This is a genomic window from Streptomyces albiflavescens, assembly GCF_014645835.1.
Taxonomy (GTDB): Bacteria; Actinomycetota; Actinomycetes; order Streptomycetales; family Streptomycetaceae; genus Streptomyces; species Streptomyces albiflavescens.
On sequence record NZ_BMMM01000001.1, the window covers coordinates 241,090 to 265,045 of the forward strand.

Genomic DNA, 23,956 nt, shown 5'->3' on the forward strand with positions numbered 1-23,956 from the left:
ATGCGGAATGGACGGTTAGTCGGTCCGCTTGTCAGTAGCGGCCGCCCGTCGGAGCGGGCAGGGCGTCCAGCTCGGCCAGGTCGGCCGCGCTCAGTTCGACGTCCGCCGCGCCGACGTTGTCGGCCAGGTACTTCGGGGTCTTGGTGCCGGGGATGGGGACGACGTATCGGCCCTGGGCGACCACCCACGCCAGCGCCACCTGCGCCGGGGTGGCCCCCACACGCTCGGCGATCTCCCGCACCCGGCCGACGATGGCGAGGTTGGCGCGCAGCGCGTCCTGCTGGAAGCGCGGCAGCCGGCGCCGGAAGTCGTCCTCGGGCAGGTCGTCGAAGGACGAGAACCGCCCGACGAGGAAGCCCCGGCCCAGGGGCGAGAACGGCAGGAAGGCGATGCCCTGCTCCTGGCAGTACGGCAGCACCTCGTCCAGCGCGTCGCGGGTCCACAGCGACATCTCCGACTGCACGGACGTCACCGGGTGCACGGTCTGCGCCCGCTCGATCTGCTCGACGGTCACCTCGGACAGGCCGATGTGCCGCGCCTTGCCCGCGGCCACGACCTCCGCCATGGCGCCCCAGGTCTCCTCGATCGGTACCTCGGGGTCGACGCGGTGCAGCTGGTAGAAGTCCACGTAGTCGGTGCCGAGACGGCGCAGGCTCTCGTCGATCGACTTCCGTATGTGCTCGGGGCGGCCGTTGTTGACGATGAGCGGGGAGCCCTCGGGCCCGCCGGCCGGGTCGGCTACGTACAGGCCGACCTTGGTGGCGAGAACCGCGCGTTCGCGATGACCGTCCGCGAGCGCCCGGCCGACCAACTCCTCGTTGGTGTACGGCCCGTACACATCAGCGGTGTCGATCAGTGTCGCGCCCAGGTCGAGGGCCTGTCGGATCACCTCGATGGAGGTGTCGTCGTCCCGCGGGGTCTTCACGTCGTACGCGAAGGTCATGCCCATGCAGCCCAGGCCGATGACGCCGACGTCGGGGCCCTTGCTGCCCAGTGTGGTGGTACGCATGGTCGCTGTCCCAGCTCCTTACTCAGATGTGCGGTTGTGGTCGGCTTCGGCGGCCTTGTCGCCCGGGCGGTCCCCGGGCTGCCGTCGCCTGTGCTTGGTTGCGTGGCGTCCACGACCTGTGCACTCAGTGGTGGTCGATCATGTCCAGGTGGTCCTTGCCGAGGCGGTCACCGACGGCAGGGGTGAGGTGGTCGAGCCGGTGGAGCACCTCGCCGGACAGCTGGATGCCGTCGGCCGCGACGTTCTCCTCCAGGTGGGAGACGCGCCGGGTGCCGGGGATCGGGGCGATGTCGTCGCCCTGGGCCACCAGCCAGGCCAGGCACAGCTGCCCCGGAGTGATGCCGGCCTCGTCGGCGATCACCTCGACCTCGTCGGCGACGCGCAGGTTCTGCCGGAAGTACGCGGCGTCGTTGAAGCGCGGCATGGTCGCGCGCAGGTCGACCTGGGGGTGCGTGACGCCGAGATCGAGCGCGCGGTGGATGGCGCGGATGCCTTCCTCGTCATCCGCGTTCGCGCCGGTGTAGAGCGCGTTGATGGGCATCGCACCCATACCGATTCGGGTGACGTCCAGCGTCCCGAGCTTGATGTGCTTCATGGGGGTGGTACTCCGTCCGTTCGCCGGATGCCGAGCGGCGTCCGTGGGCCGCGCGTGGGGACCGACTCCGACGGGATCAACCCTGCTGCGCGGGCGCGCCGCGTGGCAGACCGCGCTGTGCCGGGGAGCCGTGTTCCGGGGTGTGACAGGGCCCCTCAAGCGCCTACCGCCCAGGTCACGGCGTTGCCACACTCGATGGCATGACGAGCGAGCAGGACAGCGGCACAGAGTTGGGGCGCTTTCTGCGTGCCCGCCGGGCCCGGGTGACCCCCGCCGAGGTCGGCCTGACGGCCGGCGGCGGCCGGCGCCGGACGCCCGGGCTGCGCCGTGAGGAACTGGCCGCCCTCGCCGGGATCAGCATCGACTACTGCAGCCGCCTGGAACGCGGCAGGGAGACCCGTCCCAGCCCGTCCGTGGTCGACGCCCTCGCCCGCGCCCTGCTGCTGGACCAGGACGAGCACGAGCACCTGCGCAGTCTGGCCGCCCGCGCCGCCCGGACCGCGCCCGAACCTCCGACCGCGCCCAGCCGGACCGTACGGCCCGGCGTCAAACTGCTGTTGTCGAGCCTGCGACCCAACCCCGCGTATGTGGTCAGCCGTACCAACGACCTGCTCGCCTGCAACCCGAGCGGGCTGCGCCTGTTCGTCGGGATGGAGGACTGGCCGGCCGGGCAGCGCAACATCGCGCGCTATGTCTTTCTCCACCCGGCGGCGCGCGAGCTCTTCCACGACTGGCACCACCAGATCCGTGGCTGTGTCGCCCGACTGCGCGCCCTGGCCGGCACCGACCCCGATGCTCCGGACCTGACCCGGCTCGCCGGTGAACTGCTCCTGAAGAGCCCGGAGTTCGCCCGTCTGTGGGAGCGCTACGACGTGCAGGGCAGCACCCACGGACGAAAGACCTTCCACCACCCCGAGGTCGGCGAGCTCACTCTGGGTTACCAGTCCATGGAGCTGGAAGGCACCCCTGGCCACCGCCTGATCGCGTATTACGCCGAACCGGGCACCCCCGAGTACGACGCCTTGGTCCTCCTCGACCTGCTTGCGTCCGAACGCTCGTCGAACGGGGCCGTACCGAGCGGCGGACCAGCGGAAACCACCCCGAGCGGGGCCACGTCCCCTTCGCCCTGACGCGGCCGGCGGGTCGTCACGAGCCCAGGTCGTCGGCGAAGGACCGGAAGCCGTGCCGGTCCTGGTGCAGGCGCCACAGGGTGTCCGCGAGCACTGCCGGGTCCTTCCTGGCGTGTCCCGGGACGATCTCGCCGGGGATGATGAGCTGTGCGACGTGGATGCCCTCGGCCGCGAGCGTGTCGTGCAGCAGATGGCCGTAGGCGCTCTCGGCGGCGAAGGCGATCGATGTGCCGGCGCGGTCGCGGTCCGGGACCACGGCGGAGCCGCCGTTGACGAAGAGGATGGTGCCCCGGCCCATTGCGCGCATGCCGGGCAGCACCTGCTGTACGGCCGCGACGGGGCCGTACACGGAGAATTCGATCGGGCCGGCGAGGTCGGCGGCGCTGGTCTCCAGGACCGGCCGCATGAAGTCCTGGTGCGGGAGCGGGCTGTACTGCAGAACCTCGATGGGGCCCAGGGTCGCGGTCGCCGCGTCGAGGGCTGCCTCCAGGGTTTTCGGATCGCGCACGTCGGCGGCGAATCCGCGCGCCGTGATGCCCTCGGCGGCCAGATCCGCGGCGAGGCGGCTCGTCCGTTCCTGGGTGCGTGCGATGAGCGCTACGTCGAAACCCTCGCCGCCGAACCGCCGTGCGACGGCGGCTCCGAGGCCTGGTCCCGCTCCGATGATGGCGATGGTGGTCATGGTCCTGGCTTCCTTGGACGGCTCGAGGTCCTGGTGATTCCGAACGTACTGGAGGTCGTGGCGGTCAGCTCGGCGTCGAGCGTGATGAAGAAGAAGCCGAGTGCCGCCGCGGCCTGCGCCGCACCGGTGCCGGGAGGCGCCGCACCCGTGCCGGGGAGTGCTGTTCCGGGGTGTGACAGGGCCCCCCACGCAGCTGTCACGCAGGTCACAGGGCTGCCACACTGGAACACATGGCACGTGAACGGCGGAGCGGTGGCAGCGACGGCAGCGAGCTGGGAAGGTTTCTGCGTGCCCGCCGGGCCCGGGTGACCCCCGCCGATGTCGGCCTTCCTCAGGGCCCCGGGCTGCGCCGCACGCCCGGCCTGCGCCGCGAGGAACTGGCCACGCTCGCCGGGGTCAGCATCGACTACTACACGCGCCTGGAACGCGGCAAGGAAACCAACCCCAGCCCGTCCGTCGTCGACGCCCTCGCCACCGCCCTGCTGCTCGCGGGCGAGGAGCACGAGCACCTGCGCGACCTGGCCGCACGCGCAGCCCGCAGCAACGCCACCGAACCGCCGACCGTGCCCAGCCGGACCGTGGCTCGCGGTGTCGAGCTGCTACTGGAGAGCATGCGGCCCTGTCCCGCGCACGTGGTCAGCCGCACGATGGAACTGCTCGCCTGGAACCCCGGCGGGCTGCGGCTGATGGCCGGAATGGAGGACTGGCCGGCCGGGCAGCGCAACGTCGTGCGCTACGTCTTCCTCCACCCCGCCGCCCGCGCACTCTTCGACGACTGGGAGAACCAGATCCGCGGCTGCGTCGCCCGCCTGCGCACGCTGGCCGGCACCGACCCCGCCGCCCCCGACCTCACCGGGCTCGTCGACGAACTCCTGCTCAAGAGCCCGGACTTCGCGCGGCTGTGGGAGCAGTACGACGTCAAGGGAAACACCTCGGGCCGCAAGACCTTCCACCACCCCCAGGTGGGCGAGGTGACGTTCGGCTACCAGGTCATGGAACTGGAGGGCGCCCGCGGCCACCGGCTGGTCGCGTACCACGCCGAGCCCGGCACTCCTGAGTACGACGCGATGCTGCTGCTCGACGCGACCGCGACCCGGGAGACCTCGAAGGGGGCCACGCTCGAGACCAGCCCCTGACGCCGCTCCCTCAGCGGGTGCTGCTGCGGGGCGCTTGGTACTCGGCGTCGTCGACCTCACCCGGAGTGTGGGCACCAAGGCCCTGAACCACCCGGTCGCGGGCGCACTCACCCTCGATTGGGACACCCTCACCTGCACCACCGACCACGACCAGCAGCTCGTCATCTGGACCGCGGAACCCGGCACACCGTCGCACGAGGGCCTGCGCTTCCTCGCCTCCTGGGCGGCAGCCGAGCGCCTCCGGTCCTCGACCACGGGGCCGGCTTGACGTCGCCCTGCGCGCCGTCCCCTTCGCGGTACCGCGCACGCTGCGCCCCTCGGTGATCGTGCGGCAGCTGTCGGCGTGGATGCCGGTGGGCATTCTCGCGATCCTGGCGGTGACCGCCCTGCACGGCACCATCGCCGCCGAGACACACGCCACGTGGTGCGCACTGCTCGCGGTAGCCGTCACGGCGGGCGTCCACGTCACCTGCGGCCGCCGCACGATCCTGAGCGTCGGCATCGGCACCGCCGTTTACGTCGTCCTCGTCAACTCCCTCTGAAACCCGAGGCTGTGACGGGGGGTCTCACCCCACGTCCAGCACCGCCTTGCCCCGCAACCGCCGGTTCCCCAGGGCCTCCACCGCGTCCGCGATCTTGTCCCAAGGGCCGCGCCAGCCGACCGGCACGCGCAGCTTCCCCGTGGCGACCAAGCCCAGCAGTCGGCCCAACTGCGCTTGCCGGTCGGTGAGTCCGGCGCCGTTGTAGACGGAGACGATCGCCTTCGGTGCACGGCTGCCCAGGCTGGAGCCCACGGACAGGGTCGCCTCCTGTCCGGAGGCCCAGCCGACGCTCTGCAGGCTTCCGCCGGGCGCGAGCAGGGCGTACGCGGCGACCAGTTGGTCGCCACCCACGGTGTCGACGACGACATCGACAGGCGGCGTCACTCCGGAGGGGCCGATCGCCACCTCGTCCGCGCCGAGATCGGCCAGGCCCCGGGCACTCTCCTCGGAACCGGCGACGGCGATGACGTACGCACCACCGATGGCCGCGAGTTGCACGGCGAACCCGCCGACGCCGCCGGACGCGCCGGTCACCAGCACCCTGCGGCCCAGCAGCGGTCCCGCCTGCTCCAGCGCCCGCAGGGCCGTGCCGGCGGCGACCGGCAGTGTGGCCGCATCGCCCAGGTCGATCCCGTCGGTCACCACGGCCAGGTCCGCCACGTCCATGGCCCGCAGGGCGCCGAAGCCGCCGCCGTCCGCGAAGCCCACCACCCGGCTGCCGACCGCCGGCCCGCTGCCGTCGGCCGCGGCGGCCACGACGACACCGGCCGCGTCGAAGCCGAGCACGTCCCCGGGCTCGGCCCGCTGCGCGAAGAACAGTTCGGCCGCGTTGAGCGAGGTGTGCCGGACCTCGATCAGGGCCTGGCCGGGGCCGGGTACGGGGTCCGGGGCCTCGCCCAGTCGCAGCCTTCCAGGGACCGCGGGGTCAACGATCAGTGCGCGCATGAGAGGTTCCTTCTCTCGTCGACAGCGACTCGAAAGACTCCAACTCCCGCTGATCCGGCGTTCTTCCCACCGCCTTCTCCGGACCTGGAAGGTCGACCTCGATCGGTGGGCCGCGGCCCTCGCTCAACGTCCGCGCGCGGGCCACTGAGTTGCGCATCACAGCCAGTCCCGCTGCCGAGTGGTACAGTGCACTCAGCACTTGTGTACGCCCCGTCTCGGGCGCCGGTGCCGGTTCCCCTTCATTTCGCTGACACGCCCGTCGCTTTCCAACCGGCGGACCAGCGTCTCAGCATCACCTCTTGCGCACAGCCTCGGGCAGTCGATCCCGTCCGGCGTTCGCGAGGTGATGTCTCCCCGCCCGCGGAGGCGTGAGCACGCCGCCTCCCCCGCCGGCGCATCCCCCTTCCCTTCCTCATGACCTCATGAATCCGTCCTTGAAAGGACCCGCATCATGACCACCACACTCGAACACCCTCCTGTACAGCAGCAGCTCCCGGCCCGGGCGACCGGTGTCCTCGACATCGCGCACAACGGGCAGGGGTACTTGCGCGCCGCCGAGAGCTGCCTGCCCACACCGACCGACGTCCAGGTCTCCGCCGCGCTGATCCGCCGTTACGGCCTGCGCAAGGGCGACACCGTCGAAGGCGTGCGCGGCGGGCCCCGCGCACTCGCCGAGGTCGAGCGGATCAACGGCCGTACGCCCGAAGAGCTGCGCCGTCGCCCGCACTTCCGCGACCTCACCCCGCTGCACCCCCGCGACCGGCTCCGCCTGGAACACCCGGCGAGCGGTCCGGCAGGGCGCATCGTCGATCTGGTCTCGCCGGTCGGCAAGGGCCAGCGCGGTCTGATCGTCGCCCCGCCCAAGACGGGCAAGACGGTGCTGCTTCAGCAGATCGCCGCCGCCGTCGCGGGCAATCATCCCGAATGCCACCTGATGGTGCTGCTCCTCGACGAGCGGCCCGAAGAAGTGACCGACATGCGGCGCTCCGTCCGGGGCGAGGTCTACGCCTCGACCTTCGACAAGACGCCGAAGCAGCACATCGCGCTCGCCGAGCTCGTCGTCGAACGCGCCAAGCGGCTCGTCGAGCAGGGCGAGGACGTCGTCATCCTGATGGACTCCCTCACCCGGCTGTGCCGGGCCCACAACAATGCGGCCGCCTCCGGTGGCCGCACCCTCAGCGGCGGCGTCGACGCGGCCGCGGTGCACGGCCCCAAGCGGTTCTTCGGCGCCGCGCGCCTCGCCGAGGAAGGCGGCTCGCTCACCATCCTCGCCACTGCCCTCGTGGAGACCGGCTCTCGCGCCGACGACTACTTCTTCGAGGAGCTCAAGAGCACCGGGAACATGGAGCTCCGCCTCGACCGGGCGCTGGCAGCCCGGCGCGTCTTCCCGGCCGTCGACATCACCCCGTCCGGCACACGCCGCGAGGAACTCCTGCTGCCCTCCACCGAGTTGGCAGCCGTACGGGGGCTGCGGCGCGCCCTGCGGACGCGGGACGGCCAGGCGAACCTCGAAACCCTTCTGGAGCGGCTGCGCGCCACCCCGGACAACGCGACCTTCCTCCGCCAGGTCCAGCCGACCCTGCCCGCTGCCTGACGGCTCCCGCGTGCGGCATCCGGGTACTGGATCCCGCCGCTCGGCCCTGGCAGCCCGGCGTACGGCGACTCCGTTCCTACGTTGGCGGAATGACCATCGGATTCTCATCCCGCGCCGCCGCCTCCCGCGGCCGCCTCGCTCGCGCCGCCGTCTCCTGCTCCGCCGTCTGCGTGGTCGGCGCGCTGGCCCTCGCGCCGAGTGCGGCCGTCGCCCGGACGGCCACGGATCCGGGCACGCCCCGGCCTACGGCATCGCAGGCGCCGTTGTACCGGTCCGGGACGCAGGCGCGGCCGCGGGCTGGGGCGCCCGAGGTCCCCGAGGACGTCTCCGCGCTGTCCTGGCTGGTGGCCGACGCCCGCACCGGTGACGTGCTCGCGGCCCACGACGCCCACCTGAAGCTGCCGCCCGCCAGCACCTTGAAGACCCTGTTCGCCCTCACGGTGCTCCCGGCGCTGCCTGGCGGCATCCGGCACACCGTCAACGAGAAGGAGCTGGCGGACGTCGGCCCCGGGAGCAGCCTGGTGGGTGTCTCGGAGGGCCACACCTACCGTGTGGCCGATCTGTGGCGCGGTGTCTTCCTCAACTCCGGCAACGACGCCGTGCACGTGCTGGCCGCGATGAACGGCGGCTGGCAGACGACGGCCACCCGGATGCAGGCCAAGGCCCGTTCGCTGGGCGCCGTCGACACCCATGTCGTCTCACCCGACGGGTACGACATGCCCGGTCAGGCCTCGTCGGCGTACGACCTGGCGGTCTTCGGGCGAGCCGGACTGCGCAACGCGGACTTCGCGCGGTACTGCTCCACCGTCGAGTCCATGTTCCCCGGCGAGGACGGCGCGTACGAGATCGAGAACACCAACCGGCTGCTGACCGGCGCCGACGGGGTGGAGCCGTACCCGGGCCTGATCGGCATCAAGAACGGCTACACCAGCGAAGCGGGCAACACGCTGGTCGCCGCCGCGCGGCGCGGCGGGCGCACGCTCATCGTCACCGTGATGAACCCTCAGTCGGGCGACGGGTTCGCCGTCTACGAGGAGGCGCGCTCGCTGCTCGACTGGGGCTTCAAGGCGGCCGGGCACGTCGATCCCGTCGGATCGCTGCTCGACACGCGTGGCGTTCCGGCGGCCGGACCCGCGGCCCGGTCCGCTTCCGCGGCACTCCCGGACAGCGACGAAGCCGGCTGGCCCGAGGCCGCCGCTATCACGGGCGCCGCGGGGCTGGGTGCCGGCGGCGTGGCCCTCGCTCTGTGGCTCAAGAACGGGCGGCCCACACGCGGCTGACCCACGGGCAACCACAGCAGCAGCCCCAGCGTGATCCACGTATATGTGTTGCTCCCCAGGAATCCGTCGAGGCCCGACGCGTCGTCGAACCACAGCCACACCACACTGCTGCAGAGCACCACGTACAGGGCGCCCGCGACCCGCAGCCGGCGCCGGCGCAGCAGCACGGCGAACGACGGCAGCAGCCAGACGAGATGGTGCACCCAGGTGATCGGGCTGACGAGGCAGGCAGCGAGCCCGGTGAGGGCGAACGCGGCCGTCCAGTCCTCGTCGGCCAGCGCGCGGGAGGCCCGCCACGCCCATGCGCACAAAATCAGCAGGGCGGCCGTCGCCCAGGCGGCCCTGCTCGGTTCGTCCGGTGCCACCAGTCGGGCAAGGACGCCCTGCAACGACTGGTTGGAGACATAGGCGAGACGCCCGATGCGGGTCGTGTCCCACACCGCGTCCGTCCAGTAGAACCGTGAGGCGTCCGGTGCCGCCCAGGCGGCCAGCGCGGTGGCCGCCACCGCGACGGCCGTCGCGACCCCGGCGGCGCGCCAGCGGCGGGCGAGCAGCAGCAGGCCGATGAAGAGCGCGGGGGTGAGTTTGACCGCCGCGGCCAGGCCGATGCCGACGCCCGCCCGGCGTCCCCGTCCGGTGGACAGCAGCCAGGCGTCGCTCAGCACGAGGGCGAGCAGCAGCAGGTTCACCTGGCCGAAGCTGAACGTGTCGCGGACCGGTTCGAACAGGGCCAGCAGACAGCCCGTCAGGGCGTAGCCGAACCAGCCGTACCGGCGCAGCGCGGGCCCCACCAGGATCCACACGATGGCGGCGATGGCGGCGAGGTTGAGCAGCAGCTCGACCGCGATCGCCGTGCGCAGCCCGACCAACGCCATCGGCAGCATGCCGAGGGCCGCGAACGGCGGATACGTGAAGCCGTACGCCGTCCCCGGCACGTGGTAGTCGTAGATCCGGCCGCCATGGTGGACCCAGGCGTCGACCGTCCCGTAGTAGACGCGCAGGTCGAACCAGTCGCGCAGCAGCGGCACCGTGGCGGTGAACACGCCGACGGCACCCGCGAGTCCGAGCACGAAGAGCAAGCGCCGTCGATCGGTACTCAGCCCTCTCATCGCCATCAACACCTGCGTACCGCCCCGCTCCCGCTCGTCGTCCAGCCCTCTTTTGCCGTCCAGTCCTGTCATGCCGTCCGCCCGAGCACCGGTGTCTGCGCGGCCTGGTGGGCCTGCCAGAGCACGACGAGCGCGAGCACTCCGCCGGAGACGGCCAGAATCACCTGTTCGGCGTCCGGCGGTCCCCCGCTCGGCAGCACGGCGAGCGCGAGCACGGCGCTCGCGGCCGCGACGCGGTGACGCACCGAGGCGCTGGGCGCCGCCGCGGCGATGAGGAACAGTCCCCACAGCGCGTACCAGGGCCGGATCGCCGGGCCGAACACGGCCACCGCGGCCAGGCTCAGGCCCAACGCGTAGATCGGGCCGGGCCGTAGGCGCAGCCATATGAGCAAGACCACGATCACTGTCAATGCGAGTCCGGCCGTGTGCCAGACGGGCATGGCCAGCGGCGCGAGGCCGCTGCCGAGCTTCTCGAGCAGGGCGCCGGTGGCGCGGCCGAGAACGCTGGTGGGCGACCAGTTGTGCGGCGAGACGGGGGTCTTCAGGGCCGCGATCCAGCCATATCCCGTACCGGTCGCGGCGGTGGCCGCGACCGTGGTGGCGAGAGCGACCACGGCCGTGGTCAGGGCGGACTTCAGCATGCCCCGGCGTCCGCGCAGCGCGACGACCGCCAGCAGGCCGAGCACGGCGGGTGCCTTGACCAGCGCGGCAAGGGTGATGAGGACGACGCCCAGGACATGCCACCGGCCACGCGCGGCCACCAGTCCGACGCCGAGCAGGCCGAGCATGATGGCGTCGTTGTGCGCACCGGCCACCAAGTGGAGCAGGACGAGGGGGTTGAGCGCCCCCAGCCACAACGCGGCGGCCGGATCGGTGCCGCTGTGCCGGGCGAGACGGGGCAGCGCCACAGCCATCAGGGCGACGCCGAGCAGGGCGACCAGGCGCATGCCGAGCAGTCCTGCCGGTATCTCTCCGCGCGTCAGGCCGGACAGCGCCGAGGCGACGGCGAGGAAGACCGGACCGTACGGCGTCGTCGTCTGCTGCCACACCGGCGCGACCTCGTCGGCGAGCGGGCCGCCCAGCTGCGCCGGTCCGTGCGCGTAGACGTCTATGTGCGCGTCGACCATCGCGCCCTGCGCGAGATAGCTGTACACGTCCCGGCTGAACAGGGGCGGCGCGAGCAGCAGCGGGGCCGCCCACACGGCCAGAACGAGCAGCAGGGAGCGCGGAGTCGGCGGTTCGGGGCCACGTACGACGGTGCCGAGGAGCGCCCAGGCGGCGATCAGCAGGACGACGCCGAAGTAGACGCCGACCAGACCGAGCACGGCACGCCCCGACTCGGGGGCGAGGAGATCCCTCACGGGCAGCGCCCCGGCCGTTTCACCTCCCAGTGCGAGGAAGGCGGTACCGGCCAGGCCCAGAGCCTGGCAGCGGCGGAGATCGACGGGGAAAGCCATGGCCAACACTCGGAAAGCGTGTCAACGCCGGGTGGCCGGAAGGCGACGCGGGGCCCTCCGGGCGGGGGCCGTCGTGTGACCTCCGCGTGGGCGCTCCGCTGGGTTCGCCGGAAGACAGCGGGGAGTTCATCGACTGCCGGCAGGCCAGGGTGGGTGCCGCGGTTCCGCGCGCCCCGGCAGGGGCGCTCCACAACCCCTCAGAACACCGACACGCCTGTCAGTGTCGTGAAACGGTCCAGGGCCGCCACGCCCGCCACCGAATTGCCCCGCTGGTCCAGGCCGGGACTCCACACGCACAGAGTGCAGCGGCCGGGCACCACCGCGATGATGCCGCCGCCCACCCCGCTCTTGCCGGGCAGGCCCACGCGGTACGCGAAGTCGCCGGCCGCGTCGTACGTCCCGCAGGTGAGCATGACCGCGTTGACCTGCTTCGCCTGGCTCTGGGTGAGCAGCCGGGAGCCGTCGGCTCGGATGCCGTGGCGGGCCAGGAAGCCGGTGGCGCGTGCCAGGTCGGCGCAGGACGCCTCGATCGAGCACTGCCGGAAGTACTGGTCGAGGAGCACCGGTACCGGGTTGTCGATGTTGCCGTACGACGCCATGAAGTGGCCGAGCGCGGCATTGCGGTCGCCGTGCGCGGCCTCGGAGGCGGCCACGTCCGTGTCGAAGCCGAGCTGCGGGTTGCCGCTCTCGGCACGCAGGAACTCCAGGAGCGTGCCCGATGCGTCACCCGTCCAGGTCTGCAGCCGGTCGGTGACGACGAGGGCACCCGCGTTGATGAAGGGGTTGCGCGGGATGCCGTTCTCGTACTCCAGCTGGACCAGGGAGTTGAAGGGGTTGCCCGAGGGCTCGCGGCCGACATGCTCCCAGAGTTCGTCGCCCTCGCGGGCCAGGTCGAGGGCGAGGGTGAAGACCTTGGTGATGGACTGCGTGGAGAACGGCTGCCGCCAGTCCCCCACGCCGTACACCGTGCCGTCGAGCTCCGCGACGGCCATGCCGAAGCGGCGGGGGTCGCAGGCGGCGAGTGCCGGGATGTAGTCGGCGGGCCGCCCGCGCCCCGGCGTCTGCGCGATCTCGGTGGCGATGCGCTCCAGGACCGGCTGGAAGGTGAAGGACGACGGAGAGGCGGACATGATCACCATTCTGCCGCCAGGCCGGTCGCGCTGCTCACCGGCTGCCCGGACGACGCGGAGGCGCTGCTCACCGGCCGCTCGCCCAACGGTCTCCCGCTGCTCGTGGCTCGACCGATCGGTGTGCTCGCGCCGCCCGTCGGCCGATCAGGGACGTACCGAACCACTGCCCGCGACCACTTCGGGCCGCAGCAGCTCGGCGAGCCGCTCGGCGGGCAACAGCCCCTTCTCCAGGACGAGTTCGGCCACTCCGCGCCCGCTCGCGAGGGCTTCCTTCGCGATGTCGGTGGCCGCCGTGTACCCGATGTGCGGGTTGAGCGCGGTCACCAGCCCGATGGAGTTCTCCACGGCGGCACGCAGCTCCTCGGTGTTCGCCGTGATGCCCGCGACGCACCGCTCGGCGAGGGTGAGACAGGCGGTCCGCAGGTGGGTGATGGACTCGGACAGGGAGTGCAGGATGATCGGCTCGAAGGCGTTGAGCTGGAGTTGACCGGCTTCCGCGGCCATAGTGATGGTGACGTCGTTGCCGATCACCTCGAAGGCGACCTGGTTGACCACCTCGGGGATGACCGGGTTGACCTTGCCGGGCATGATGCTCGAACCCGCCTGCACCGGTGGCAGGTTGATCTCGTTGAGGCCCGCGCGCGGCCCGGAGGACAGCAGCCGCAGGTCGTTGCAGCTCTTGGAGAGCTTGACCGCGATCCGCTTCAGCACACCCGACATCTGGACGAAGGCGCCGCAGTCCTGAGTCGCCTCGACCAGGTTGGCGGCGGTGACCAGCGGCAGCCCTGTGATGTCCGCCAGGTGGCGGCGCGCCGACTCGGCGTATCCGGCGGGGGCATTGAGCCCGGTCCCGATGGCGGTGGCGCCGAGGTTGATCTCGTGGATCAGCTCGACGGCCTCGGCGAGCCGGCTGCGGTCCTCGTCCAGCATCACCGCGAACGCCGAGAACTCCTGCCCCAGCGTCATCGGCACCGCGTCCTGGAGCTGCGTACGCCCCATCTTCAGTACGTCGCGGAACTCGACGGCCTTGGCGGCGAACGCGTCCTGGAGCACGGCCATCGCCTTGAGCAGCCCGCGCACCGCGAAGACGGTGGCGACCTTGACGGCGGTCGGGTAGACGTCGTTGGTGGACTGGCCGAGGTTGACGTCCTCGTTGGGGTGGAGGTGCGGGTAGTCGCCCTTTTCGTGGCCGAGGAGCTCCAACGCCCGGTTGGCGACGACCTCGTTGGCGTTCATGTTCGTGGAGGTGCCGGCGCCGCCCTGGATGACGTCGACGACGAACTGGTCGTGCAGTTTGCCGTCCCGGATCTCCCGGCAGGCCTCGACCATGGCGGCGGCCTTGCGGGGCTCGAGGAGCCCGAGTTCCTCATTCGCGCGGGCGGCGGCCTCCTTGACGGCGGCGAGGGCGTCGATCAGGTGCGGGTACGCGGAGATCGGGGTGCCCGTGATGGGGAAGTTCTCCGTGGCGCGCAGGGTGTGGATGCCCCAGTACGCGTCGGCGGGGACGTCGCGGTCTCCGAGCAGGTCGTGTTCGCTGCGGTGGGCTGCGGCGGTCATGTCGGTGTGCGTCTTCTTTCGGAAGGGGACGGGTCAGGCGTACAGGGGGTGCGTGAGGGGATCGAGGGCTCGGGTCGGCCGGATGTGACCGACCACCGCGCCTCCCCCGAGCAGCGGCGCGCCCGTGAACTCGGCGAGCGCCGCCGGGTCGACCCCGCAGCGCGCGAGGGCGGCCGCGGCCACCGGGACGCGCGCCCGGTCGGCACCGTCGGCGATCTTCACGGCGACGGCCCGGCCGTCCGGCAGCGACGCGACCTGCACGCCTTCGAAGCCGTCCTTGGTGAGCAGCCCCGGCACGGCACGCATCAGCGCGGCGACGTCGCGCCCGGACCCGGAGGCCATCTCGGCGTGCTCGCGCATCGCGTCGGCGACCCGCGCTTCGGGGGTGCCCGGCGCGGCGGTGGTGATCCGGGCGGCGGCGCGGGCGAGCCCGTGCAGCGAGACGGAGAACAGGGGTGCGCCGCAGCCGTCGACGGTCACCTGGGCGATGGACTGTCCGGTGAGGTCCTCGACGATCTCCGCGATGGCCTGCTGGAGCGGGTGTGTTGGATCGAGGTAGTCGTCGAGCGACCACCCGTTGAGGTGGGCCGTGTACAGCATGGCCGCGTGCTTGCCCGAGCAGTTCTGGGCGAGCTGGGAGGGCATGCGTCCGTCGCGCACCCAGGCCTCGCGTACCACCGGGTCGAACGGCAGGTCGGCGACATTGCGCAGCCGATCCTCCGGCAGTCCCGCCAGCTCCAGGATCCGCCGCGTCCCGGCGAGATGCCGTTCCTCGCCGGAGTGGCTGGCCGCGGTCAGTGAGAGCAGTTCGCCGTCCAGCGGCAGCCCGGCCCGCAGCATGGCCACGGCCTGGACGGGCTTGAGCGCCGAGCGCGGATAGAAGGCGGCCTCGATGTCGCCGATCTGAAGCTCCACAGTGCCGTCGGCGGCCAGCACGACCACCGAGCCGTAGTGCATGCCTTCGATGACACCGCCGCGTACGAGCTGGGCGACGGGCGCGTGCAGGGGTTCGCGGATCACCGGGGCCGCAGCGAGCGAACTGCCGTAGGTCATGGTCGGGTTCACGCGTCTGTTCCGTCGTGTATCCCGGCGACCCGGCGGCGCACTCCGTACCAGCCCGCGACGAGCGCGGCCGCGATCAGCGGCAGGCACAGGACGGTCGTGCGGCCTGCTCCCCCGTCGGCGTACATCAGCACGAGCACGGAGGCGAGGAAGCCGATGGTGACGATCTCGGTCCATGGCGAGCCGGGCAGGCGGTAACTCGGCCTGGACAGCTCGCCGTTCTGGGTCTTCCGCCAGAACAGCAGGTGACAGAGCATGATCATGCCCCAGGTGGCGAGGATGCCGATCGCCGCGAAGTTGAGCACGATCTCGAAGGCGTCGGCGGGCACCACGAAGTTGAGACCGACGCCGAGGACGCAGATGCCGCTGGTGAGCAGGATGCCGCCGTACGGGACCTGGCTTCGGCTCATCACACCCGTGAACTTCGGGGCCGAGCCGGACATCGCCATGGAGCGCAGGATGCGGCCGGTGGAGTACAGGCCGGAGTTGAGCGAGGACATGGCGGCGGTGAGGACGACGAGGTTCATCACGCCGCCCGCGGCCGGGATGCCGATGTTGGACAGCACGGTGACGAAGGGGCTCTGGTCCCCGCTGTACTTGCTCCAGGGCAGCAGCATCGACAGGAGGACCACGGAGCCGACGTAGAAGAGGCCGACCCGCCACATGATCGAGTTGATGGCCTTCGGCATGATCTTCTCGGGGTTCGCGGTCTCGCCCGCGGCGACGCCGACCAGCTCGACGGAGGCGTAGGCGAAGACCACGCCCTGGATGATCAGCAGCATCGGCAGCAGACCGTTGGGGAAGATGCCGCCGTTGTCGGTGATCAGGGACGGGCCCGGGTTGTGCCCGTCGACCGGGTGCTGGGTGACCAGCAGGAAGATGCCGATGAGCATGAAGACGACGAGAGCGCTGACCTTGATGATCGCGAACCAGAACTCCAGTTCGCCGAACATGCGAACCGATATGAGGTTCACGGTGAGGACGACGGCGAGCGCGATCAGCGCGATCGCCCACTGCGGGATGTCGGAGAACATGCCCCAGTAGTGGGTGTACACGGCCACGGCGGTGATGTCGGCGATGCCGGTGGTGGCCCAGTTCAGGAAGTACATCCAGCCCGCGACGTACGCGCCCTTCTCGCCCAGGAACTCACGGGCGTACGACACGAAGGCGCCGGACGAGGGCCGGTACAGGACGAGTTCGCCGAGCGCGCGGACGACCAGGAAGGCGAACAGGCCGCAGACCGCGTACGCGACGAAGAGGGAGGGGCCGGCGTCGGCGAGGCGGCCGCCCGCGCCGAGGAAGAGGCCGGTGCCGATGGCACCGCCGATGGCGATCATGTTGACGTGCCGGGACTTCAGCGACTTGCTGTAACCGGCGTCTCCGGCGTCGACGTGCGCGGCCGGCTTCGCGGTCGATGGGGCCTCTTGCTGGAGGGACTGCTCGCTCACGCCTCGGGTCCGCCTTCCGTGGGGGTGTCCGTGTGCGCGGGGCGCACGATGTCGGTGAGGGTGGTCTCCACGCGGTCGAGGTGATGGGACATCGCCTCCACCGCGTCGTGTTCACTGCCGTCGATCAGCGCCTCGACGATCGCCCGGTGCTCGCGGTTGGACTGCTCGCGGCGGCCGCCGAGTTCGTTCAGGAACGCCGACTGGCGCGCCAGCGCGTCCCGGATCTCCTCGATGACCCGGCGGAAGACCGGGTTCTGGGACGCCTCGGCCACGGCGATGTGGAAGATCGTGTCCATCGCGACCCACGCCGTGGTGTCGGTCTCCCGCTCCATCCGCTCCAGCAGATGGGCCAGGTGGTCGAGGTTCTCCGGGCTGCGGCGCACCGCCGCGTACCCGGCGACGGGGATCTCGACGTGGCGGCGCACTTCGAGCAGGTCGCTCGCCGCGTAGTCGCCGAAGGTGGGGTCCTCGACCGTGTTGGCGAGCACGAAGGTGCCCTTGCCGGTACGGGACACGGTCAGGCCCATGACCTGCAGGGCCCGCAGCGCCTCGCGGAGCACGGGGCGGCTGACTTCGAGTCGGCGGCAGAGCTCCGCCTCGGAGGGGAGTTTGTCGCCGATGGCGTACTCGCCGCGCTCGATGGCGCCGCGGAGGTGGGTGAGTACCGCTTCCATGGCGCTGACGCGCCGCGGTACCGATCCACCTGTCTGGCTGTCTGACAGGTTCACGGAGGTGATCCTCCGGGTGACAAGCGAGGCTGTCAAGGGCGGCGAAAAGAAAAATTCAGGGGGCGTGAAGCCTGAAAACCGGCTTTACGCCCCCTGTGATCAGCGGTTTCTGTGCACGACCGACCGCTTCAGCCGCCGTTCTTTGCGATCAGTCGGCCGCCTCAGCTGTCGAGGACCCCGGTGGTCAACAGCCCGAACAGGGCCACGCCGATGACGATCCGGTAGATCACGAACGCGTTGAAGGAGTGCTTGGCGACGAACTTCAGCAGCCAGGCGATCGAGCCGTACGCGACCACGAAGGAGACGAGGGTGCCGACGGCCAGCGGGGCGGCACCGACGCCCGTACCCAGGGCATCCTTCAGCTCGTACAGACCGGCGCCGGTCAGCGCGGGGATGCCGAGGAAGAAGGACAGCCGGGTGGCGGCGACCCGGTCCAGGTCGAGGATGAGCGCCGTCGACATGGTGGCACCGGAGCGCGAGAAGCCCGGGAAGAGCAGCGCGAGGATCTGCGAGCTGCCGACCAGCATCGCGTCCTTGAACGAGGTGTCGTCCTCACCGCGCTTGTGCCGGCCCATCTGGTCCGCCGCCCACATCACACCGCTGCCGACGATCAGCGAGCCCGCCACCACCCACAGCGAGGCGAGCGGGCCCTCGATGAGTTTCTTCGCCGCCAGGCCCACGATCACGATCGGGATGGTCGCGTAGATCACCCACCAGGCGAACTTGTAGTCGTGATGGTGCCGCTCCTCACGGTTGCGCAGCCCGCGCCCCCAGGCGGAGACGATCCGCACGATGTCCTTGAAGAAGTACACGAGCACGGCGGCGATCGCGCCGACCTGGATGACCGCGGAGAAGCCGACGACGGCATTGTCGTCGACGGGGATGCCCATCAGCCCTTCGGTGATCTTGAGATGGCCGGTGGAGGAGACGGGGAGGAATTCGGTCACCCCCTCGACGGCTCCGAGGACGACGGCCTGACCGACGTTGATGACGCTCATGGGATCCAGTTCTGAGGAGTTGGTCGACAGTGCTGTAGACGGTGCTGGGGGACAGTCTTACCTATGCGCGCGGATGCCCGGCAGCTAGGTCCACAAAGCTTGTGCAAACGAGACCCCGGCGAACGCCGCGCCCAGGCCGGCCGTCACGCTGAGGATCACGTTGGTGACGGCGTAGAACGCCGCTCCGGCCTCGGTCAGCCGCAGCGTCTCGTAGGAGAACGTCGAGTACGTGGTCAGCGCCCCGCACAGGCCCGTGCCGATCAGCAGCTGCAGGTGCGGGGAGGCGTGGCCCGCCGAGGCCGCGCCGGTGAGGAGCCCCAGGACCAGACAGCCTGTCACATTGACGACGAGGGTTCCCCACGGGAAGACCGTGTCGTGTTTCATCTGTACCGTCCGGTCGGTCAGATAGCGCAGGGGTGCGCCGACCGCGGCACCGATGATCACCAGCAGCCAGTTCACAACGACTTCTCACCTTTCCCGGCCGCGTCGCCTGTCCCCTCCGCGGCGTCGGAGGTGTCGCGGCGGGTTTCCTCGGGCGTGCCACCCCGTCCGGCGTACCGGATGACCTCGCAGTCGTCGAGGATCACCAGCCCCTCGGTGACGAGTTCGTCGAGCTTCGGCAGGAAGGCCCGTACGCGCTCCTCGCTGTCCACGATCACGATGGCCACCGGCAGGTCCTCGCTCAGCGAGAGCAGCCGCGAGGTGTGGATCAGGGAGGAGGCGCCGAAGCCCTCGATGCCCCGGAAGACACTGGCGCCCGCGAGGCCGGCCGCGTGGGCGCGGTGCACGATCTCCGTGTAGAGCGGCTTGCGGTGCCAGGTGTCGTTCTCGCCGATGAAGATCGTCACCCGCAGGGCGCTGCCCGTCAGCCTCGTCATCGCTGCCTCCATGCCAGGACACGGCGTACCACCGTCACCGCGAGCCACACCGCCGCGAGCGCCGCGAAGACGGTCGCGGCCAGGTAGGCGAGCCCGGTCCCGGGGTGGCCCGCGTCAAGAAGTTTCTGGATGTCGACGGCGTATGTCGAGAAGGTGGTGAAACCGCCGAGTACTCCGGTGCCGAAGAAGGGCCGGACCAGGCGGTGAGCCGCCCACACATCGGTGATGACGACCATGAAGGCGCCGATCACGGCGCAGCCGACGACATTGACCCAGAAGGTGGTCCAGGGAAATCCCCCTGTCTGCACCGGCCACAGCAGCGCAGCACCGTAGCGGGCCGTGGCACCGACGGCGCCGCCGAGCGCGACCGCCGCGACGACGGGTCCCTGACCGTGCCAGGGGGACGCGGCCCTCCGCGTGGGCAGGCGGACGGGGGCCGGGGTGTCGGGTTCGTCGACGCGCTCGGGGTGCGGGACTGTCATGTACGTACTTCTCCTACTCGCCGGGCCCCGGGCCCCGGGGCGCACGTCATCGCAAGTAGGGACCGTTGGCGGCAGCCGTGCCGCGGTTCGGGTACGGCGGGCCCCACCGCCGCGCCGCGACACAAGATCGCGGCCGGTGAACAGGGTAACGCCGGGGGTCCCGGCCGCGCACACTCGGCTCAGTCCGTGACCACCGGCCGGGCGCACCTGCTCCCTCCGCGACGACCGGCCGTACGCATCGGCTCAGTCCGTGGAAGCGGGCAGGTCGCACACGGCGATCCCCCGTTCCCAGATGCTCCCCAGGACCAGTCGGCCGTCGGCCTCACAGGCGCTGGTGACCATGCGGAAGCCTGCACGGCGGCGTTCGAGGCGATGGAGGACGCGGCCCTCGTCATCGACCGCGATGGCCCCCGCGGTGGCCGGGGGCCGAAACGGCGCGCGCACCGCGAGGCGGGCGGCGGTATGCCGCAGTGCGGGGCCTCGGCGGTGAAGGAGTTCCAGGGCGGCGACGCGAGGTCCGGCCAGCGCGACCCAGATCGGTCCGCCGGGGGCGCGCCAGAGGTTGTCGGGCTGACCGGGCAGATCGTCCAAGAAGGTCTCGCCGCGGCCCTGCTTCGGCCCGGCGAGCCAGTAGCGGGTGAGGCGCCGCTCGCCCGTCTCCGCGACGACCAGGAAGGACTCGTCCGCCGCGGGTGCGAGTCCGTTGGCGAACTGCAGCCCCTCCAGGAGCACTTCGGGTTCCTTCTCCCCCGGCGCTAGGCGCAGCAGACGGCCGGTTCCGGTGTGCTCGACGAGGTCGCCGATCCACTGCTCCAGGGGGTAACTCCGGCTGGAGACGGTGAAGTAGAGCGTTCCGTCCGTCAGCGCGACCACGTTGCTGCAAAAGCGCAGGGGTTCCCCGGCCACCGTGTCGGCGAGGACGCGCACGACACCGTCGTCGAGCCCGATCCGCAGCAGTCCGCGCCGGGCGTCGCAGACCAACAGGCCGTCGTCCGGCAGCAGTTCGAGACCCAGGGGCCTGCCGCCCGTCTCCGCGAGCACCCGGACACGGGTGCGGTCCGGATCGCCGATTCCCTCCACGCGCACGATGCGGCCGTCCTCCAGGCCGGTCAGCACCCGGCCCCGGGAGTCGGCCACCACGTCCTCGGGGCCGCGGCCGTCGAGCGGGACGAAGCGCCGGGATACGAGCGCGGTGGGGCGGCCGGTGGCGCGCGAGTGAACCATGGGTGCCTCCTGCGGCCGGTGGGCCACGCCGCTACCAGCCCTTCTCGAAGAAGTGCGCGACCTCGGCGATCCGCCATTCGTCGCGGCGGTAGAAGGTCCGCCGTCTGACCTTCTTGGCCCGCAGCAGACCGACCCCGGTGAGCAGGTCGAGATGCGTGCGCGCCACGGCGCGGCTCACACCGAGCTTGGCGGCAAGGGCTTCCGGGCTGACGCCGTCCTCGACGAGGTCGCCGTAGCGCTGCGGTGGGAAGTGCGCGACGGGGTCCCGCAGCCACTCCAGTATGTCCAGCCGTTGCCCACTGACGGGAACCTTCAGCATCTCGTCCCCCTACGAACCGGTGGTCTCCCGCTACTGTCCCGCAGCCCGGGGCGGCACGCACGGGCTTCCGCGACCCTGGCCGGGGCCGAACGGGTAGAGCTCACCGGGCCGAACGGCCCCGGGCGCCGTCAGGGCCCGGCCGCCGGGGGCGGCCGGGCCCTCAGGGGCTCAGCGGTGACTGAACACCGACATGGCCGGAAGCGCCTTGTCGTCGAAGCCGAACAGGGCCTGGTTCTCCCAGCCGTTGCCCGACGTGGCATCGGTCGGATCCCAGCCGTTGCCGGTGACCGCCGTCCAGGTGGCCTCCCAGTAGAAGACACCGAGACCCCGGCCGTTCGGGACGGCCTCCACGATGTTCATCACGTCGCGCAGCCAGGCGGTCTGCCCGGCCGTCGAGGCCGGGTAGCCGGAGACCAGCTCACCGGTCGTGTCGATCTGGTTGACGAGCGAGTCGTCGCTGTCCAGACGGAAGGGGTAGGCCGTCTCGGCGACGAAGACCGGCTTGCTGTAGCGGGCCGCCGCGTCGTCCAGGGTGGTCTGGAAGTCGTAGAGCGAGCCGTGCCAGTAGCCGTAGTACGACAGGCCGATGGCGTCGAAGTTCACACCGTTGGCGACCGCGTTGTCGAACCACCAGCGGGTGCCCGTCAGGTCGCCGCCCTTGGCGAGGTGCAGCGCCACGACGGTGGACGAGGAGACCGCCTTGGCCGCGCTGTAGCCGGAGTTGAGCAGTCCGGCGAGCTGCGCCCAGTTGTCCGTGGAACCCTCGGACCACAGCATGCCGCCGTTGATCTCGTTGCCGATCTGCACCATGTCGGCCGTGGTGCCCTGCGCCTTCAGCGCGTTCAGCACGTCGTAGGTGTGGTTGTAGACGTCCGTCTTCAACTGGCTGTACGAGTGCCCCGCCCAGGCGGCCGGCTTGGTCTGGGCGCCGGGGTCGGCCCAGGTGTCCGAGTAATGGAAGTCGACCAGGAGCTTCATGCCCTGGGCCTTGATGCGCTGGGCCATCGCCAGGACGCGCGTCTTGTTGTTGTAGCCGTCGGCCGGGTTCACCCAGACCTTGAGGCGGGCGTAGTTCATGCCGGAGGACTTGAGGATGGCCAGCGCGTCACCGGTGGTCCCGGAGCTGGTCCTGTAGACCCCGCCGAGGGCCTCGCTCTTGGCGAGGGAGGAGATGTCGGAGCCCTTGACGGACAGCCCGGTGGTGCCCGAGGTGAACGTCAGGTCGTCGACGTTGATCCAGTTTCCGGCGTTGGCATCGGAGTACATGCTCGCACCATCTCGGCGCTGATGCGGTCCCAGGTGCTGCTCGCCCAGATAGGGGGCGAGGATCCGGCGGCGGTGATCCTGCCGACGGAGCTGGTGCGGCGCGAGTCCACGTGACAGCCCGCGGCTGAACCGGGACCGGGAGCAGCCGCGGGGTCCTGGGAGTACGGGGACCCCCGGATCCCGCGGGCCGTCGCGGCCCGGGGCCTCTAGCCTTCTGCCATGGATCACGGCCAAGAGGACGAGCCGCTGTACGCCTGGCGCGACCTTCTCCAACGCTGGAGTGACGAGTGGCTCGATCCGATCCTGCATGAGCAGGAGAGGCCCGAGCCGTTTCCCCAGGAGGTACGCGCCGCTCGCTGGCTGGGCACCTCCGGAGCAAGCCCCGATGAGGTCGAAGCCCTGGAGGAGCGGCTGGGCGCCGCGCTTCCGCCGAGCTACCGGCAGTTTCTGCTGACCAGTGACGGCTGGCTGAACACGACCACCTCCATAGACCGGCTCCTGCCTGCTCACGAGGTGGGCTGGGCCCGCGACGTGGACCCCGAGACGGTCGCCGCCTGGACCGATGGATACGGTCGCGACGTCCCGCGCGTCCCCGACGAGGAGTACTTCGTCTACGGCGATGAACAGGACACGGTCACGCTACGGCCCGAGTACCTGCCGCAGACGCTCGTCATCAGCCGGGCCCCGGACGCCACCGACGTCTACCTCCTCAACCCCTGCGTGATCACCTCCGACGGGGAGTGGGAAGCCTGGTACCTGGCTCACTGGCTTCCTGGTGCCGTCCGCCACCGCTCCTTCTGGGACTTGATGAACGCTGAGTACAGGACCTTCCGCGACGAGGAGTGACCGTACTGGCGTCGGCACGACCGGTCAGGATTCGAGAAGCCGTCCAGTGCTCCCCCGCCATAGCGTGAGAACGCGCCGACGGGAACGACCTCGGCGCGAACAGCGATGCGCACGGGATGACCCGAACCACGAAGGAGTCGCCATGACCGCCGGACTCAAGACCATCATCTACCCCGTCAAGGACCTGACACAGACGAAGGCACTGTTCAGCGCACTGCTGGGCGTGGAGCCCTACGCGGACGAGCCGTACTACGTCGGGTTCAAGGACGCGGGCCAGGATGTCGGGCTGGACCCCAACGGTCACGCCAAGGGGATGACCGGGCCCGTCCCCTACTGGCACGTCTCCGACATCAGGGGGACCCTGTCGGCCCTGCTCGACGCCGGGGCCGAGCTGCTGATGGACGTCCAGGACGTGGGCGGCGGCAAGCTCATCGCCTCGGTCAAGGACGCGGACGGCAATCTGATCGGGCTCACCCAGGATCCCTCCGCCGAGTAGGGCGGCCGGGGCAGCAGCCCGCTGAATGCATCTGCACTAGTTG

At 70.9% G+C, this 23,956-nt stretch carries 23 protein-coding genes and 3 pseudogenes; 8 read left to right on the plus strand and 18 right to left on the minus strand.

What is annotated here, in order from left to right; genetic code table 11:
- Positions 1-31: 31 nt before the first annotated feature.
- Positions 32-1,009: an aldo/keto reductase gene (locus IEY95_RS01065; protein ID WP_189183884.1), complete on the minus strand. Its 978-nt coding sequence runs from the start codon at positions 1,007-1,009 to the stop codon at positions 32-34.
- 124 nt (positions 1,010-1,133) lie between these two features.
- Positions 1,134-1,604, minus strand: a complete 471-nt coding sequence (locus IEY95_RS50335) for an aldo/keto reductase (RefSeq protein WP_189183885.1) — start codon at positions 1,602-1,604, stop codon at positions 1,134-1,136.
- A 200-nt stretch (positions 1,605-1,804) separates the two neighbouring features.
- On the opposite strand from IEY95_RS50335, the gene IEY95_RS01075 reads away from it, so the two are divergent.
- On the plus strand, positions 1,805-2,734 hold the full coding sequence (locus IEY95_RS01075) for a helix-turn-helix transcriptional regulator (RefSeq protein ID WP_189183886.1): 930 nt from the start codon (positions 1,805-1,807) through the stop codon (positions 2,732-2,734).
- Between the two features lie 16 nt (positions 2,735-2,750).
- Here IEY95_RS01075 and IEY95_RS01080 read toward each other — a convergent pair whose 3' ends face one another.
- Complete coding sequence (locus IEY95_RS01080; protein WP_189183887.1) at positions 2,751-3,416, minus strand: SDR family NAD(P)-dependent oxidoreductase; 666 nt, start codon at positions 3,414-3,416, stop codon at positions 2,751-2,753.
- Between the two features lie 230 nt (positions 3,417-3,646).
- Here IEY95_RS01080 and IEY95_RS01085 point away from each other — a divergent pair, with 230 nt between their 5' ends.
- The 3 genes and pseudogenes from IEY95_RS01085 to IEY95_RS01095 all read left to right on the plus strand — a co-directional run bounded on the left by IEY95_RS01085 (position 3,647) and on the right by IEY95_RS01095 (position 5,094).
- Positions 3,647-4,552: a helix-turn-helix transcriptional regulator gene (locus tag IEY95_RS01085; RefSeq protein ID WP_189183888.1), complete on the plus strand. Its 906-nt coding sequence runs from the start codon at positions 3,647-3,649 to the stop codon at positions 4,550-4,552.
- Positions 4,553-4,613: 61 nt separating this feature from the next.
- A pseudogene (locus tag IEY95_RS48590) lies at positions 4,614-4,820 on the plus strand (MmyB family transcriptional regulator); the annotation flags it as partial.
- A 7-nt stretch (positions 4,821-4,827) separates the two neighbouring features.
- Positions 4,828-5,094 (plus strand): branched-chain amino acid transporter permease, encoded by a 267-nt coding sequence (locus IEY95_RS01095; RefSeq protein WP_189184586.1) that lies wholly within the window; start codon positions 4,828-4,830, stop codon positions 5,092-5,094.
- 24 nt (positions 5,095-5,118) lie between these two features.
- Here IEY95_RS01095 and IEY95_RS01100 read toward each other — a convergent pair whose 3' ends face one another.
- The gene (locus tag IEY95_RS01100; protein WP_189183889.1) at positions 5,119-6,039 is read right to left on the minus strand and encodes a zinc-binding dehydrogenase; all 921 of its coding nucleotides are present in this window, start codon (positions 6,037-6,039) and stop codon (positions 5,119-5,121) included.
- Between the two features lie 451 nt (positions 6,040-6,490).
- Between IEY95_RS01100 and rho the strand changes: the two genes are divergently transcribed.
- Together rho and IEY95_RS01110 are read left to right on the plus strand one after the other, a co-directional pair.
- The gene (gene rho / locus IEY95_RS01105; protein WP_229702500.1) at positions 6,491-7,633 is read left to right on the plus strand and encodes a transcription termination factor Rho; all 1,143 of its coding nucleotides are present in this window, start codon (positions 6,491-6,493) and stop codon (positions 7,631-7,633) included.
- Between the two features lie 89 nt (positions 7,634-7,722).
- A pseudogene (locus IEY95_RS01110) lies at positions 7,723-8,625 on the plus strand (D-alanyl-D-alanine carboxypeptidase family protein); the annotation flags it as partial.
- Between the two features lie 35 nt (positions 8,626-8,660).
- On the opposite strand, the gene IEY95_RS50340 reads toward IEY95_RS01110, so the two are convergent.
- The 14 genes and pseudogenes from IEY95_RS50340 to IEY95_RS01180 all read right to left on the minus strand — a co-directional run.
- Positions 8,661-10,022: a glycosyltransferase 87 family protein gene (locus IEY95_RS50340; RefSeq protein WP_189184588.1), complete on the minus strand. Its 1,362-nt coding sequence runs from the start codon at positions 10,020-10,022 to the stop codon at positions 8,661-8,663.
- A gap of 68 nt (positions 10,023-10,090) precedes the next feature.
- Positions 10,091-11,479, minus strand: coding sequence for a polyprenol phosphomannose-dependent alpha 1,6 mannosyltransferase MptB (mptB, locus tag IEY95_RS01120; protein ID WP_189183890.1), 1,389 nt, complete (start codon positions 11,477-11,479; stop codon positions 10,091-10,093).
- A 197-nt stretch (positions 11,480-11,676) separates the two neighbouring features.
- Positions 11,677-12,618: a glutaminase gene (locus tag IEY95_RS01125; protein WP_189183891.1), complete on the minus strand. Its 942-nt coding sequence runs from the start codon at positions 12,616-12,618 to the stop codon at positions 11,677-11,679.
- 135 nt (positions 12,619-12,753) lie between these two features.
- Entirely contained in the window at positions 12,754-14,166 is a 1,413-nt protein-coding gene (gene aspA, locus IEY95_RS01130; protein WP_189183892.1) for an aspartate ammonia-lyase, read from the minus strand.
- Positions 14,167-14,199: 33 nt separating this feature from the next.
- Complete coding sequence (locus tag IEY95_RS01135) at positions 14,200-15,219, minus strand: asparaginase (protein ID WP_189184589.1); 1,020 nt, start codon at positions 15,217-15,219, stop codon at positions 14,200-14,202.
- 8 nt (positions 15,220-15,227) lie between these two features.
- On the minus strand, positions 15,228-16,676 hold the full coding sequence (locus IEY95_RS01140; protein ID WP_189183893.1) for an amino acid permease: 1,449 nt from the start codon (positions 16,674-16,676) through the stop codon (positions 15,228-15,230).
- Positions 16,673-17,350 (minus strand): FadR/GntR family transcriptional regulator, encoded by a 678-nt coding sequence (locus tag IEY95_RS01145; protein ID WP_189184590.1) that lies wholly within the window; start codon positions 17,348-17,350, stop codon positions 16,673-16,675. Before IEY95_RS01145 ends, IEY95_RS01140 begins: the two co-directional genes overlap by 4 nt.
- Before the next feature lie 215 nt (positions 17,351-17,565).
- The gene (locus IEY95_RS01150; RefSeq protein WP_189183894.1) at positions 17,566-18,402 is read right to left on the minus strand and encodes an undecaprenyl-diphosphate phosphatase; all 837 of its coding nucleotides are present in this window, start codon (positions 18,400-18,402) and stop codon (positions 17,566-17,568) included.
- Between the two features lie 84 nt (positions 18,403-18,486).
- The gene (crcB, locus tag IEY95_RS01155; protein WP_189183895.1) at positions 18,487-18,861 is read right to left on the minus strand and encodes a fluoride efflux transporter CrcB; all 375 of its coding nucleotides are present in this window, start codon (positions 18,859-18,861) and stop codon (positions 18,487-18,489) included.
- Positions 18,858-19,280 (minus strand): DUF190 domain-containing protein, encoded by a 423-nt coding sequence (locus IEY95_RS01160; protein WP_189183896.1) that lies wholly within the window; start codon positions 19,278-19,280, stop codon positions 18,858-18,860. Before IEY95_RS01160 ends, crcB (IEY95_RS01155) begins: the two co-directional genes overlap by 4 nt.
- Positions 19,277-19,762 carry a fluoride efflux transporter CrcB gene (gene crcB / locus IEY95_RS01165; protein WP_189183897.1) on the minus strand — a complete coding sequence of 162 codons (486 nt, stop codon included), beginning with the start codon at positions 19,760-19,762 and terminating at the stop codon, positions 19,277-19,279. Before crcB (IEY95_RS01165) ends, IEY95_RS01160 begins: the two co-directional genes overlap by 4 nt.
- Positions 19,763-20,005: 243 nt before the next feature.
- Positions 20,006-20,986, minus strand: a complete 981-nt coding sequence (locus IEY95_RS01170) for an SMP-30/gluconolactonase/LRE family protein (RefSeq protein ID WP_189183898.1) — start codon at positions 20,984-20,986, stop codon at positions 20,006-20,008.
- 31 nt (positions 20,987-21,017) lie between these two features.
- Positions 21,018-21,305 (minus strand): ArsR/SmtB family transcription factor, encoded by a 288-nt coding sequence (locus tag IEY95_RS01175; RefSeq protein ID WP_189183899.1) that lies wholly within the window; start codon positions 21,303-21,305, stop codon positions 21,018-21,020.
- A 168-nt stretch (positions 21,306-21,473) separates the two neighbouring features.
- Positions 21,474-22,574 (minus strand): annotated as a pseudogene (locus IEY95_RS01180) (glycoside hydrolase family 53 protein); the annotation flags it as partial.
- A gap of 216 nt (positions 22,575-22,790) precedes the next feature.
- Here IEY95_RS01180 and IEY95_RS01185 point away from each other — a divergent pair.
- Together IEY95_RS01185 and IEY95_RS01190 are read left to right on the plus strand one after the other, a co-directional pair.
- Positions 22,791-23,417, plus strand: a complete 627-nt coding sequence (locus IEY95_RS01185; protein WP_189183900.1) for an SMI1/KNR4 family protein — start codon at positions 22,791-22,793, stop codon at positions 23,415-23,417.
- Between the two features lie 142 nt (positions 23,418-23,559).
- Entirely contained in the window at positions 23,560-23,913 is a 354-nt protein-coding gene (locus IEY95_RS01190; protein ID WP_189183901.1) for a VOC family protein, read from the plus strand.
- Positions 23,914-23,956: the final 43 nt, after the last annotated feature.